The sequence below is a fragment of the Brachybacterium sp. Marseille-Q7125 genome (assembly GCF_023062615.1).
Taxonomy (GTDB): domain Bacteria; phylum Actinomycetota; class Actinomycetes; order Actinomycetales; family Dermabacteraceae; genus Brachybacterium.
This window is the reverse complement of record NZ_JALLAL010000001.1, coordinates 1-13216: the sequence shown is the minus strand read 5'-3', so window position 1 is coordinate 13216 and position 13216 is coordinate 1. Positions and strand designations below refer to the sequence as shown.

The 13216-nt window shown below is 71.7% G+C and carries 16 protein-coding genes; 6 read left to right on the top strand and 10 right to left on the bottom strand.

Annotation, left to right across the window (positions count from 1 at the left end):
- Positions 1-376: 376 nt before the first annotated feature.
- Positions 377-1159: an MBL fold metallo-hydrolase gene (locus MU407_RS00080; protein WP_246954452.1), complete on the bottom strand. Its 783-nt coding sequence runs from the start codon at positions 1157-1159 to the stop codon at positions 377-379.
- A 300-nt stretch (positions 1160-1459) separates the two neighbouring features.
- Between MU407_RS00080 and purS the strand changes: the two genes are divergently transcribed.
- Both purS and purQ read left to right on the top strand, forming a co-directional pair.
- Positions 1460-1711: a phosphoribosylformylglycinamidine synthase subunit PurS gene (gene purS / locus MU407_RS00075; protein WP_246954449.1), complete on the top strand. Its 252-nt coding sequence runs from the start codon at positions 1460-1462 to the stop codon at positions 1709-1711.
- Positions 1711-2436, top strand: a complete 726-nt coding sequence (gene purQ / locus MU407_RS00070; protein ID WP_246954447.1) for a phosphoribosylformylglycinamidine synthase subunit PurQ — start codon at positions 1711-1713, stop codon at positions 2434-2436. The genes purS and purQ overlap by 1 nt, the downstream gene beginning before the upstream one ends.
- A gap of 60 nt (positions 2437-2496) precedes the next feature.
- Here purQ and MU407_RS00065 read toward each other — a convergent pair whose 3' ends face one another.
- Both MU407_RS00065 and MU407_RS00060 read right to left on the bottom strand, forming a co-directional pair.
- Entirely contained in the window at positions 2497-2814 is a 318-nt protein-coding gene (locus MU407_RS00065; protein ID WP_246954443.1) for a transcriptional regulator, read from the bottom strand.
- Positions 2804-3205: a hypothetical protein gene (locus MU407_RS00060; RefSeq protein WP_246954441.1), complete on the bottom strand. Its 402-nt coding sequence runs from the start codon at positions 3203-3205 to the stop codon at positions 2804-2806. Before MU407_RS00060 ends, MU407_RS00065 begins: the two co-directional genes overlap by 11 nt.
- A gap of 182 nt (positions 3206-3387) precedes the next feature.
- Between MU407_RS00060 and MU407_RS00055 the strand changes: the two genes are divergently transcribed.
- Positions 3388-3810, top strand: coding sequence for a PadR family transcriptional regulator (locus MU407_RS00055; RefSeq protein WP_246954439.1), 423 nt, complete (start codon positions 3388-3390; stop codon positions 3808-3810).
- A complete protein-coding gene (locus MU407_RS00050) occupies positions 3807-4922 on the top strand; it encodes a hypothetical protein (RefSeq protein ID WP_246954437.1) in 1116 nt (371 codons plus the stop codon). Before MU407_RS00055 ends, MU407_RS00050 begins: the two co-directional genes overlap by 4 nt.
- On the opposite strand, the gene MU407_RS00045 is transcribed toward MU407_RS00050, so the two are convergent.
- The gene (locus MU407_RS00045) at positions 4894-6051 is read right to left on the bottom strand and encodes a methyltransferase (RefSeq protein ID WP_246954435.1); all 1158 of its coding nucleotides are present in this window, start codon (positions 6049-6051) and stop codon (positions 4894-4896) included. The two genes, MU407_RS00050 and MU407_RS00045, sit on opposite strands and share 29 nt — an antisense overlap.
- Complete coding sequence (locus MU407_RS00040) at positions 6048-7091, bottom strand: pirin family protein (protein WP_246954433.1); 1044 nt, start codon at positions 7089-7091, stop codon at positions 6048-6050. Before MU407_RS00040 ends, MU407_RS00045 begins: the two co-directional genes overlap by 4 nt.
- Positions 7092-7125: 34 nt before the next feature.
- Between MU407_RS00040 and MU407_RS00035 the strand changes: the two genes are divergently transcribed.
- Positions 7126-8100: a nucleoside hydrolase gene (locus tag MU407_RS00035; protein WP_102235547.1), complete on the top strand. Its 975-nt coding sequence runs from the start codon at positions 7126-7128 to the stop codon at positions 8098-8100.
- A 21-nt stretch (positions 8101-8121) separates the two neighbouring features.
- Here the strand turns inward: MU407_RS00035 and MU407_RS00030 are convergent, their stop codons facing one another.
- From MU407_RS00030 to MU407_RS00010, 5 genes are read right to left on the bottom strand one after another with little or no spacing between them, the layout of a single operon-like run.
- The gene (locus tag MU407_RS00030) at positions 8122-8514 is read right to left on the bottom strand and encodes a type II toxin-antitoxin system VapC family toxin (protein ID WP_102235338.1); all 393 of its coding nucleotides are present in this window, start codon (positions 8512-8514) and stop codon (positions 8122-8124) included.
- Positions 8511-8738, bottom strand: coding sequence for an antitoxin (locus MU407_RS00025; RefSeq protein WP_102235339.1), 228 nt, complete (start codon positions 8736-8738; stop codon positions 8511-8513). The genes MU407_RS00030 and MU407_RS00025 overlap by 4 nt, the downstream gene beginning before the upstream one ends.
- Positions 8739-8786: 48 nt before the next feature.
- Positions 8787-9734, bottom strand: a complete 948-nt coding sequence (locus tag MU407_RS00020) for a MaoC/PaaZ C-terminal domain-containing protein (protein ID WP_246954431.1) — start codon at positions 9732-9734, stop codon at positions 8787-8789.
- 5 nt (positions 9735-9739) lie between these two features.
- Entirely contained in the window at positions 9740-11080 is a 1341-nt protein-coding gene (locus MU407_RS00015) for a 3-oxoacyl-ACP reductase (protein WP_102235341.1), read from the bottom strand.
- 29 nt (positions 11081-11109) lie between these two features.
- Positions 11110-12426 carry an acetyl-CoA C-acetyltransferase gene (locus MU407_RS00010; RefSeq protein ID WP_246954429.1) on the bottom strand — a complete coding sequence of 439 codons (1317 nt, stop codon included), beginning with the start codon at positions 12424-12426 and terminating at the stop codon, positions 11110-11112.
- Between the two features lie 223 nt (positions 12427-12649).
- Here MU407_RS00010 and MU407_RS00005 point away from each other — a divergent pair.
- Positions 12650-13216 (top strand): TetR family transcriptional regulator (locus MU407_RS00005; RefSeq protein WP_246954426.1); only part of this gene is annotated, 567 nt, incomplete at its 3' end.

The window sequence follows — 13216 nt, the reverse complement described above, 5'->3', positions numbered from 1 at the left end:
CTCCTCCCCGCGACACGCCCGCCGAAGTCGTCACCTTCCCCGCGACACGCCCGCCGAAATCGCCACCTTCCCCCGCGACACGCCCGCCGAGTGCACCGATATGAGGCGAACCTGCCACGAATCGGTGCACTCGACGAGCTGCGGCGGCGTGTTGAGCGGGGCCGGGGAACTGAGCCGGGGACGAGCCGAGAGGGCGCTGGCAAGGCCGGGGCGGCGTGTCAGGCGGGGGCGGGAAGCCGCAGCCGCGTGTGAGGCCGGGCCGGAGAAGCTACGGGGACGTGTCAAGCGGGGCTGCGCGGCTGAGCCGGGCATCTCGCGCTCCCGCCCCGGCGTTCACACCTCGACGACACGCTCCCCGTCCGGCCCGGCCCGGCGCTCACACCTCGACGACACGCTCGCCGCCGGGCCAGTCCCTCACCTCGGTACCCTCAGGGGCGAGGGCGGTGGACTGCCGCAGGTAGATCGCTCGCCCGCCGGGGCTGGCCACCGCATCGTGCACCGGCAGCGCCAGGCGCGGCCCCACGGCGCGCAGGAAGTCGATGGTCTCGGACATCTTCGACCATGGCGCGGTGACGGCGAAGGCCAGCACGTCGATGCCGTGGAACTCCTCGACGGGCTCGAGCGAGTCACCGGTGATGCCCAGACGCGGCCCGTCCCCGGCGCTCAGCACGAGGCCGGTGTTGCCCACCCGCGGGATGTCCGGGTGGATGATCGCGTGGCGGCCGCCGACGGCGCGGATCTCAAGCGCCGCCTCCTCCCCTACGGCCGACAGCTCATGGCGCTCCCCGGCGGCAAGCGGCACCAGCCGCTCCCGCGGCACGGCACCTGCCGACCCGTCGGCCGAGGTGGTGCCGGACCCCGCGGCGGTGCCGGACGCCGGGGCACCCCCGTCGGCCTCCTCCTGACTGAGCAGCTGGGCCGCGGCCTCCGGTTCGGCGAGCACGACAGCGTCGGGGCTTGCGGCGAGCACGTCCCCCAGCAGCTCGGGGTCCACGTGATCGGGGTGCTGATGCGTGATGAGGACTGCATCCAGTCCGGCCAGGACCTCCTGCGGCAGGGCCCGCACGGCCTCGCCGGAGAAGGATCCGGGGTCTACGAGCAGACGTCGGCCCGCCATCTCGATGAGCAGGCAGGAATGGACGAGGTGACGGATCTTCATCGGAGCCTCCAGCTCTACGGCGTGCGCGCCGCTCGGTGACGGGTGCGACGCAGCGTCAGGTGCATCTGAGGGACAGGCGCATCTGAGAGGACACGCACATCTCGTGACGGGTGCATCTCGAACCTACCCCCGTCGGCCCGCGGGCTGCAGCCCATGGCCGTGCGCCCGGTACGATGAGGCGGTCGCTGCTGACCGGCCCGCGCCGGTCCCATCGGCCCCTCCCGCGCCGCACACCCGCGGCCGGAGACTGCAGCCCGTCCCCCGCCGCCCCGGCGGCCCCTCGCTCTCAGGAGAGTGCCCATGCCACGCGTCGTGGTCCACGTGATGCCGAAGCCCGAGATCCTCGACCCGCAGGGCAAGGCGGTCGCCGCCGCGCTGCCGCGGCTCGGCTTCGAGGGGATCTCCTCGGTGCGGCAGGGCAAGCGGTTCGAGCTCGAGGTGGACGGCAAGGTGACCGACGAGGTCCTCGCCCAGCTGCGCGAGGCCGCGACCACGCTGCTATCCAACCCCGTGATCGAGGACGTCGTGGCGATCGACGTCGAGGAGAACTGATGCGCATCGGCGTGGTGACCTTCCCCGGCACCCTGGATGACCGCGATGCGCTGCGCGCCGTGCGTCTGGCGGGCGGGGAAGCCGTGACCCTGTGGCACGGCGATGATGACCTGCGCGACGTCCAGGCCGTGGTGCTGCCCGGCGGCTTCTCCTACGGTGATTACCTGCGCGCCGGCGCGATCAGCCGCTTCGCGCCCGTGATGGACAAGGTGGTCGACGCCGCAAAGGGCGGCATGCCGGTGCTGGGCATCTGCAACGGCTTCCAGATCCTGTGCGAGACGCACCTGCTGCCCGGCGCGATGATCAAGAACGCGCATCGCTCCTTCATCTGCCGCGACCAGCCGCTACGGGTGGAGAACACGCGCACCGCCTGGACCACGGAGTACACCGACGGGCAGGTCATCCGCGTGCCGCTGAAGAACCAGGACGGCCAGTACGTGGCCGATGAGCGCACCCTCGCCGAGCTCGAGGCCGAGGGCCGCATCGTGTTCCGCTACGTGGCCGGGGCTACGCACGGCCCGGCGGGCTTCGAGGTAAACCCCAACGGCTCGCGCCATGACATCGCGGGCATCACCAACGCCGCGGGCAATGTCGTAGGGCTCATGCCGCACCCCGAGCATGCGGTCGAGACCGGCTTCGGCCCCGATCAGCCCGGGGAGGGCACCCGCACCGGCGTGGACGGCCTGGGCATGTTCACCTCGGTGCTGCGCGCCATGGCGAGCTGAGCGCGCGGGCAGGCGGGGTGCCCAGCACACCTTGCGCCGCGCCGCGGGCCGACGCGCCGCTCAGACGTCGGGGCCCGCGGCGATCTGGCGCAGAGCCTCGACGTGGTCCCGCCAGCGGCGCAGCCCGTCCTTGGTCAGCGAGAGGGTGGTGCGCGGGCGCTTGCCCACAAAGCCCTTGGAGACCTGCACGAAGCCGGCCTTCTCCAGCTCACTGATCTGCTTGGACAGCACCGAGTCGGAGACCTCGACCGCATCGCGCAGGTCGGCGAAGGCCAGGTTCTCCACCGCGGCGAGCGCGGCGACGATCGAGAAGCGGACGTGGTGGGCGAGCTCGGGGGCGAGGTCGAAGCGGGGGTGGGCCTTCTGCTCAGCGGTCATCGCGGCGGAACACGAGAATTGCCGCGATCCCTGCGAAGACCCAGCCCAGACCCATCAGGCCGACGAACAGCTGCGGGGCGAAGTCCTCACTCGGGGCGATGCGGGAGGCCAGGTGCATGCCGAGCACGGTGAAGGTGCCGGCCACGCAGAGGATCGTGTAGAGGACGAACACAGAAGGCAAGGCACTGGGCAGCTGGCTGCGGCGGGCGTCCGCCTCGGCGAGCAGACGGCGGGCATCGGCGACGGTGGGCGCATCACCTACGGCGGCGCTGGGCGCATCACCTGCGGCGGCGCTAGGCGCGTCCGCTGCGACGCTGCGGGCATCAGCCGGTGCGGCGCCGGCGCCAGCTCCCTGCGGGGCGGCGGCGTGGTCGGTACGGGGTTCGGTCATGTCGGGTTCTCTTCCTGAGCGGGGCCCGGGGTGGGCCGGTCGTCGTGACACCCCACGTGCCGCAAGTACTTTTCAATTTGGCAACTACTTTCGTCGATGTGCGCCCCGACGCTCGTCGACACCTCCCCGGAGGCCACCCAGCAGGATTGACGTGCCGCTACCTACGTGCCGTACTTAGATACATGAACACCTCCACCGGCACCTCCACGGATACCTTCGCGGACGCCTCCGCCCCCGAGACCTCTCAGGCCGGCGCCGTGTCGTCCGGCGCCGGGGAGCCGACGCCTCCGTCGGCACCGGTATATCCGCCCGGATGGGTCCGGGCGCTGCTGCCGCTCGGCATTCTCTGCACGCTCGAGGAGACCGGACGTCACGGCTACGCGATCGCCCACAGCCTCGGCACGCTGGGCTTCGGCATTCCGCGCGGTGGATCGCTCTACCCGGCGCTCACCCGTCTCGAGGAATCCGGGGAGATCACCGCCCGCTGGGCACCTGGCCCATCGGGCCCGGCACGCAAGGTGTACGACCTGACCGACCGCGGCCGGGAGCGCCTGCGCACAGAGCGCGCCCTGCTGCAGCGACTGCGGGAGGAGCTCGGAGCATGAGCCACGCAGACAGCACCGGACATGAACGCCCCACCGACACGGACCCGGACTACCTGCGGAAGACCTTCACCGCCGCCCGCGGGGTCCCGGCCGATGGCATCTGGGCTGAGCTGGCCCTGACCCGCCTGGTCTTCGCCGATGTGCGGATCGACCTGGCCAAGACCTTCGTGGGCACCCTCGCGGCCGATGTGGCCGCCGCGGGTGAGAGCCCTGAGGAGCTCTTCGGCCCTGCCGAGGAGTGGGCGGCGCAGACCGTCACCGCCCTACGGGAGGACGGCGTGGACGTCTTCGACGATCCGCTGCGCATGTCCTTGCGCGATGCCGTGGGAACCGCGTTCTTGGTCGCGACGGGGATCGCCGTGCTCTTCGCCGTGGTGGCCGTGGCCCGCTGGCTGCTCGGGGGTGAGCCGCTGGCGCTGTCCGCCTCGATGGCGGTCGCCCCCGGCCTGCTGGGGGCTCTGCTCACCGGCCTCGCCGCCGGCTGGGGGCATCTGCGCTCCCGGCTCGCATTCCCCGTGCTCGCGGGGCTCGGGGTGCTCACGGTGATCATCGGCGCCCTGGGCATCGCCCTGCTCTTTCAGGCACTGAACCCCCTCGGGGATATCGCACCCTGGTGGGGGCTGGGCCTGATGGTCCTCGGCTACGGCACCGCGGCAGCGGCCGTGTCGGCACTCCCCTCCCGGAAAAAGCCGCCGGTCAGCACTGCGCAGCTGCCGACGAACCCGTCGCCGCTGAGCGATGAGCAGTGGCTCGAGCAGGCCCGCGCCGGGCTGCGAGAGCGGGCGGATCTGCCCGAGTCGCGGGTGCGTGAGCATCTCGAGGAGGCACGTGCCCTCGCGCAGGAAAATGCCCGCTCTCTGGACGAGGAGTTCGGCAACCCGCGCGCCTTCGCCCGCTCCCTATCCGGCGATCCGGGGCTCGCTCCCCGACGCACTGCGGTGCTGTATGCCGTGGTTGCGGTCGCCTGGGCGGTGCTGGGCAGCGCCGGGATCCTCGAGCGAGGCGGCACGGCCTGGATGGACCTCATCTACCTGGCCCTCACGGTGCTGTGCGCCTGGACGGCATGGGAGAACCTGCGGAAGGTCAGGGCCGCACGGCGCTCAGCACGGTGAAGCGGCGGTCCCGGGCACGCTCGCGCACCTGCGTGAACCGGGCCTCGAGCTGGCCGCGGTAGCGCAGATGCGAGTTGTGCACGAACCACAGCTGTCCGCCCGGAGCGAGCACCCGGGCGGCAGCATCCAGGAGGTGCTGCACGAGCGTTGCGTCGATTCCGGTGCCGTCGTGGAACGGCGGGTTCAGCAGCAGCAGGTCTGTGGACGTATCGGGCTCCCCAGCGAGCGCATCATCCCAGGTGATCCGCACGTTCGGGCGTTCGAGGTGGTTCGCGGCGAGGGTCGCGCGCGTGGAGCGGACCGCATCGGCGTCATCATCGCTGCCGAGCACCAGGGCCTCCGGGAATGCGGCGGCAAGGTAGGCGGTGAGCACCCCGTTGCCGCTCCCCAGGTCCACTGCACGCGTCGCCGTGACCTCTCCGGCGGTGACAGCGCGGTCCAGGTGGGTGAGCAGCAGGAGGCTGCCGGCATCGGCCTTCGCACCGCCGAACACCCCGCCACCGCCCTGCAGTACCAGCTCGCGCTGTGTCCCTGCAATGGTCACGGGGATGGGGCCGACGGGGTCCTGCGCGGCGGGGCCCTCGGCGCGGGGGCTGCTCGCCACGAGCGCGCGGGACTTGCCGACGCCGCGGGTGGCGCGGACCTCGTCGAAGCAGGTGGCTAGCGCCGCGTTCTGAGAGCGGCTCATGTGCTTGACCCGGTCGCCGAGGATCACCTCAAGATCCGTGCGGTCCGCAGCCTGTGCGTACGCGACGAGCTCCCGGGCGAGGGTCTCCAGGGCCGCGAGCCCCTTGGGGAGCCGGCCGATGACGAGGTGCGCATCGGCGCCGGCGAGGAACGCCTTCAGCGGCACCGGGTCGGGCCCGGCCGGAAGGGTGAGGCGCTGGGCGGCGACGTCGGCGGGGAACTGCGCGGCGAGCGCGGTCGCGCGGGCCCGGGAGCGGGTCCAGGACCAGACGCGGCCGCCCTCACCCCCGGTCCAGTCCAGGGCCGTGGCGGTGAGGGTGCCGGTCGCATCGCCGATGACGATCACGTCGCAGGGGCAGCCGGGGCCGGTCTCCTCGGCGGCGGCGAGGATGGCCCGCTCGGTCTGGTCCGGGCCGCTCACGGTGGTGGGCTGGGCGTTCATCGGCGCATCCCTCGGCGGCCGCGGGAGCGCAGGCGTCCGTTCGGCAGCGCCGGGGCGGGCAGCGCAGCCGGGGTGTGCGCGGCGAAGGGACCGAACTGCTCATTGCCTGTTGCCAGGTGCCCGCGTTCGCGGACGATCGCGGCGATCGGCACGTCAGCGAGGGTGCCTTCGGCGCCGATCTCCGCCTGGTAGCGGGCGCGGAACTGCTCGATCTCCTCATGGGTGCGGCCGATGAAGTTCCACCACATGATGATCTCCTCCCCCAGCGGCTCCCCGCCCAGCAGCATGACCCGCAGCGGTTCCGCGCCCTCCGCGGTCACGTCCAGGGTGCGCGTACCGTCGGGCAGCACGATGATCTCGCTGCGCTGCGCGGTGATCTGCTGCTCCCCGGTGCGTAGATGCGCGGTGCCGCGGTCCACGAGGATACCGTGCTCGAACCCGGGGTTGAGGTCCAGGTGAAGCGTCGCCCCGGCGGTGAGGTCCAGCTGCGCCATGAGCAGGTCGGTATCGGTCTGGACCGGGATCTGATCCGTCAGCACGGTGCCGCGGGAATCGGTGGCGTGCAGGGAGCCGAGGCCTACGCGAGCCTGGGCGAGGTCGGTGGTCTGCGTGCTCGGGGTGTGGACGGTGAACTCCTGGGCGCGGAACCGGGTGCGGTCCGGCAGGGCGTACCACAGCTGCACGCCATGCAGCACCGTGGTGTCCAGGGTGGAGAACTCGGAGTGGGTGATGCCGGAGCCGGCGACCATGAGGTCCACGTCCCCGGGGCGGACCAGGGTGTGGGAACCGATGGAGTCGCGGTGCGTGATCGCGCCCTCGAACAGCCAGGAGACGGTTGCGAGCCCGGTGTGCGGGTGGCGGGCCACGCGCATCCCACCACCGGCGGTGACATCGTCGGGCCCGAAGTGGTCCACGAAGCACCAGGCGCCGATGAGGGAGGTCTGCCGCGCCGGCAGGGCGCGCCGTACCGTCATCCCGCGCGGGCCGCCGAGCGGCACATCACGAGGCTCCAGGCGAAGGAACTCCTCGAGAAGGCTCATGGAGCGAGTCTACGAACGCGCCTACCCTGGCTCCATGCCCCGCTGTTTCCTCATCGACTGCGACACCGGGATCGATGACGCCATCGCCCTTGCCTATCTTGCCGCGCACCCCGCTGCCCGGATCGCGGGCATCGTCTCGACCGGCGGGAATGTGCGGACGGACCTGGTGCATCGCAACAACCGGGGGCTCGCTGAGCTGCTGGGTATCACTGCGCCGGTGGCGCGCGGCGCGGACGTCCCGCTGGTGGAGCCGCCGATGTACGCCGATGACACGCACGGCCCGGGCGGGCTGGGGCATGCCACGCTCCCGGAGTCCGCTGCCGCCGGGGATCCGCGCTGCGGCGCACAGCTGTGGGTGGACCTCGCCCGCGAGCACCCCGGGGAGCTGACCGGCCTGGTGCTGGGCCCGCACACGAATCTCGCGCTCGCCCTCGAGATCGAGCCGGAGCTGCCGCGCCTGCTCGCGGGCCTTCACATCATGGGTGGGGCGATCAACCATCGCGGCAACACGGGAGCGACCAGCGAATGGAACATCGCGGTGGACCCTGAGGCCGCCCAGCAGGTCCTCGCCGCCTTCGCCGCTGCGCCGCGCCGCCCGGTGATGGGGGCGCTGCAGGCCACCGAGCAGGTGCGGTTCACTCAGCGCGAGCTGGATGCGTTCACCGGCCTCGCGCAGGCCACGGGGCATCCGGTGGCGCAGATTCTGGTGGATGCGCTGCGGTTCTACTTTGCGTTCCATGAGGCCGACGGGTTCGGCTGGAGCGCGCATGTGCACGATCCGCTGGTCGCCGCGCACGCGCTGACCGGTGATTTCGCGAGCACCCGGCCGCTGCCGGTGGATGTGGAGCTGATGGGCACCCTGACCCGGGGACAGACCGTGGCCGATGAGCTGGGCCGCTGGGGCCGGGAGCCGAATGTTGACGTGCTCACCAATGTGTGCGCGGACGATTTCATCGCGCATCTGCTGGACACGCTCCGGTCAGCGTGGGCGGCGCCGCCGCGTCCCTGAACCGGACGATCGCAGCGCTGTTCAGCTGCCCCCGCGCAGCACCCGCACCCGAGCCTGATGCCCGCCGGAATCGAGCTTGGCGTCGCTCGTGACCAGCTCGGCACCAAGTGCCTCGGCGAGCGCGATATACGCAGCGTCATAGGCGGTGTACTGATGCCGCAGCTCCCAGATGCGCTCGGCGAGCGGTGCCGCTTCATGGCGATGGATGGTGAGCTGCGCGAAGAGGTCCCGCGCTCGATCCACCTGTGAGAGAGCGACATGACCACTCCGTGCCAAGCCGCGCAGGGCGGAGAGCACCTCGATGTCCAGCAGATGCGGTGCATGGATCTCCCCGGCGAGGAGATCGAGCAATTCCATGGGCGCGTCCCTGCCCACCAGCGCCGTGACCGCGGCGCTGGTGTCCAGGACGATCACCGTCGACCCTCGTCCCGTGCGGCGATGATCTGCTCATGAGTGGCACCACTTTCCGTGGGGCGGTCCCGCAGGCGCGCGACGATCTGCTCGTTGGTGGGCCGACGCGCGGTGAGCGTGAGCTCCTGGACCAGGTAGGCGGACAGCGACTGCCCGCGCGCGGCCGCGCGCTCCTTGAGCGTCACGGTGACGTCCGCGGGCACGTCACGGATGTAGAGCGTGGACATGCCGCCATGCTAGCAGCCTGCTAGCGGACTGGACAGTGTCCTTCCCCCTCACCCCAGCGCGCTGACCTCCACCTCGAAGCAGCGCCTGGCGGGTTTCTCGCCGCGGCCGGGCCGCCAGCCCACACAGCGCACCTCCCCCGCACCGGCGTCCTCGAACACGACGAGCACGGTGGAGGGCAGCAGCACCGGGGCGTCGAAGGTGACGTCCCAGCGCAGCGGCCGCGAGAGGTCCACGCGCGCTTCGGTGAAGGCGCGCGAGGCGGTGTACATGCCGTGGGCGATCGCGCGCGGGAACCCGAAGGCCTTCGCGGTCAGGGCCGTGAGGTGAATGGGATTCACGTCCCCGGAGACCGCGGCATAGCGCCGCCCGGTGTCAGCGCCCAGGCGCCACCGGCCCGTCGGCCGCGTAGGAGCGAACCGTTCCCGACGGCTGCCGGACTCGCCGTCCTGCGTCTGCTGTGTCTTCTCCGCCGCGTCCCCAGTCCCCGCGCCCTTGGCGAGGTAGGTGGAAACGTCGGTGGCGATGATCTGCCCGTCCTGGCCGAGGATCGTGGCGACAGCTTCGAAGGTGCGGCCCTTGCGGTGGGGCCTGAGGTCCCGCACTCGGCACTCCACGTCCACGAGCTCCCCGACCTTCACCGGCCGATGCTGAAGCACCTGGTTTCGCAGATGCACCACGCCCAGCAGTGGGAAGGGGAAGTCGCGGCGGGCCATGAGCGCAAGCGCCACGGGAAAGGCGAGCACATGCAGCACTCCGGGGTGGACGAGGTCCGTCGCGGCCCCGCCCATGAGATGGTCGAAGTCCCGAGCCCGTTCGGCGTCGATCCGCACCTTCCGCACGCGGTAGGCGATGCTCGGCAGGCGCGGCTCGCGCCCTCCCCCGCCCCGCTTCGTCCGCGGGTCGAGCGCGGCCGCGTAGATCGCGGGGAACGAGGGGACGTCGGAGAGGTCCTTGATCCGCTCCTCGCCGCTGCGGGAGGCGTCGTGGCGGTTCATCCCACTCACCGCCCCACCATGTTCTGGCCGCACACCCGCAGCGTGGTGCCGCGGATGCCGCCGGCCTCCGATGACGCCAGGAAGCTCACCGCTTCGGCGACGTCCACCGGCAGTCCGCCCTGCTGCAGGGAGTTCACCCGCCGGGCGACCTCGCGGGTGAGGGCGGGCATGCGGGCGGTCATCTCGGTCTCGATGAAGCCGGGGGCGACGGCGTTGGCCGTGCCACCCAGCGGGTCGAGCTGCGCGGCGAGCGCCTCGACAAAAGCCATCACCCCGGCCTTGGAGGCGGCGTAGTTGGTCTGGCCGCGGTTGCCGGCGATGCCGCTGGTGGAGGCGAGCGAGACCACGCGCGGATGTGAGCCGAGCACCTCCCGCTGCTCGAGCAGATTCTGCATCATCGCGATCTGGCTGGTGATGTTCACGGCCAGCACGCTGTCCCAGCGCGCGGCATCCATATTGGCGAACATCTTGTCGCGCGTGATGCCGGCGTTCAGCACGATCACATCGAGCACCTTCCCGCGCTCACGCAGGAAGGAGACCAGGCGCTGCCCGGCGTCATCCGCGGTGACATCAAGCTGCAGCGGGGTGGCGCGCAGCTCATTGGCGAGCCGGGCGAGCTCGGTGCCGGCCGCGGGGACGTCGAGAACCACGAGGTCCGCGCCGTCCTTCGCGAGTGTGCGGGCGATCGCCGCGCCGATGCCGCGGGCCGCGCCGGTGACCAGGGCGGTGCGGCCGGCGAGCGGCCGGGACAGGTCCTCGGCGGCATGTCCGTCGGCCGTGGCGACAGTGATGAACTGCCCGGCGATGAAGGCGCTGCGGGCCGAGAGCAGGAACCGCAGCGCGCCCACGACGGACGGCGAATCGAGATCGACCCCGTCGGCCACGAGGATGCCGTTGGCCGTGCCGCCACCGCGCATCTCATGGGCGAGGGAGCGCAGGAATCCCTCGACGCCGCCGCGGGCGGCATCCCGCGCGGGGTCCTCGCCGGTGGCGGGCCGGGAGATCGTGACCACGCGCGCGCCCGGGGCGAGGGAGCGCATGGCGCCAGCGAGCGGCAGCACCAGCTCGCCGAGGTCGCTGGGGGCGGTGATCTCATCGGCGACGATCACGACGGTGCCGACGCTGCGCAGCTCCTCGAAGCGGCGCCGCACATCCACGCCCTGCTTCAGCAGCAGGTGAGCGATGGTGTCAGCACCATTGGAGGCGCCGAGCACGACGGCGGGGCCCAGCAGCGCCTCGGGGCGGTCCTCACGGCGCGGCAGGCGGGCGGGGCGCGGCAGGCCCAGCTGCTTGGCGAGGGCCTTGCCGGGTCCGGTGCGGACCAGACGGGTGTAGGTGTCGGTCATGGTCTCTCCTGGAGGGCTCGGCGGGGCGGTCAGGCGGTCGCGGATTCGAGCAGCAGCACGGTGCCCTGCCCGGCGGCGGCGCACACCGAGATGAGGCCGCGCTGAGTGCGTCCGGTCTCCTGGGCGCGCTGATGCAGGAGCTTGGCGAGGGTTGCGACGAGGCGCCCGCCGGTGGCGGCGAAGGGATGCCCGGCGGCGAGCGAGGAACCGGTGACGTTCAGCTTCTCCCGGTCGATCGTCCCGAGCGCCTGCTCGCGGCCCAGCTTCTCGCGGCAGAATTCCTCGGATTCCCAGGCCGCAAGGGTGGACAGCACGGTGGAGGCGAAGGCTTCGTGGATCTCCACGAGGTCCAGGTCCTGCAGGGTGAGGCCGTTTGCGTCCAGCAGCTCCGGCACCGCGTAGGCGGGAGCCATGAGCAGGCCCTCCTTGCCGTGCACGAAGTCCACGGCGGCGCTGCGGGAGTCGACCACACGGGCCAGCGGCGTGAGGCCCTTGCTGGCCGCGTATTCGGCGGTGCCAAGCAGCACGGCGGAAGCACCATCGGACAGCGGGGTGGAGTTCCCGGCGGTCATCGTGGGTTCGGCCACCTCGGGGCTCTTCACGCCGAAGACGGGCTTCAGGGAGGCGAGCTTCTCAAGGCTCGAGTCGGGGCGGAGGTTCTGGTCCTTCCCCAGGCCCCGGTACCCGGTGATGAGGTCATCGAAGAACCCGGCGTCATACGCGGCGGCGAGCTTCTGGTGGCTGGCGAGCGCGAGCTCGTCCTGCGCCTGGCGGCTGATGCCCCACTGGGCGCCGGTGAGGGCCTGGTGCTCGCCCATCGACAGGCCCGTACGGGGCTCGGAGTTACGCGGGGCCGACGGGGCGAGGTCCGCGGGGCGAATCGCCGACAGGGCCTTGACGCGCTGCAGCGCGGTCTTGGCCGAGAACGCGCGGTGGAGGATGCGGCGCAGGCGCGGGGTCACCTCGATGGGGGCGTCGGAAGCGGAGTCCACGCCGCAGGCGATGCCGGAGGTGAAGCGGCCTAGGCGGATCCCGTCGGCCACGTGCACGGTGGTCTCCAGGCCCGTCGCGCAGGCCTTGGACATGTCCACGGCGGGGGTGCGGGGATCCAGCGGCGTGCCCAGCGCGCTCTCGCGGGTGAGGTTGAGGTCTGCGGCGAGCTTCAGCACGGCGCCTCCGGCGATGGTGCCGAGCTTCTCGCCCTGCAGGCCGAAACGGGCCACGAGCCCCTCGAGGGCGGCGGTGAGCAGGTCCTTCTCGGAGATTCCGGCGTAGGGGCCGCCGGAGCGGGCGAACGGAATACGGTTGCCGCCCAGGATCAGGGCGTCGCGCGGGGTCTCGGTCACGGTGGGGCACCTCTTCGTGGTCGGCGTGGTCGTGATCTGCGTGGTCGTGGTCGGTGTGATGGTGGTCAGTGCGGTCGCGGTCGGAGTGCGTCCCTGGGCCGCGGGGGACGGCACTGCCCGTCGGGGGTGCAGCGGCCCTCGAACCCGCCGCAGCGGGTCATATCCCGTCGGATCCCGTCGGACACTTTACATAGAACCGGGAGTACTTGATACCGTAGGTCGCGTGAATGCGACGACGCAAGCCCCCGTGGACGGCCGCTCCGCCCGCTGGGCCCAGCACCGTGAGGAGCGGCGGGCCGCACTGCTGGATGTGGCCCGCCACCTGATCCATGAGCGCGGACCGGACGTGACAATGGAAGACATCGCCAGCGCCTCCGGCACCTCGAAGTCCATCGTCTACCGCTACTTCGAGGACAAGGCGCATCTGCAGCGCGAGCTGGGCCGGGCGATCCTGGCCTCGATGCACCGCAAGCTCATCGCGCAGCTCGCGGACCTCGAACAGCAGCTGGGGCGCGAGCCCGAACCGGCCGAGCGCATCCACGCCATGATCTTCGCCTACGTCGAGACCGCCCGCCGCTCCCCCGGCGTGTACCGCTTCATCACCCGGCCCAGCGACGGGCTGAACCATTTCCTGGAGTCGATCTCGCGCCTGGTCGCCTCCTTCCTGCCCGATGGGACGCCCGCCCCGCAGGTGTGGGCGCACGGGGCCGTCGGCTTCGTGGAGAGCGCCGTGGACACCTGGATGACAGCGGATGAGGAGTCCTCCCGCCGGCCCGACCCCGCTACCGCC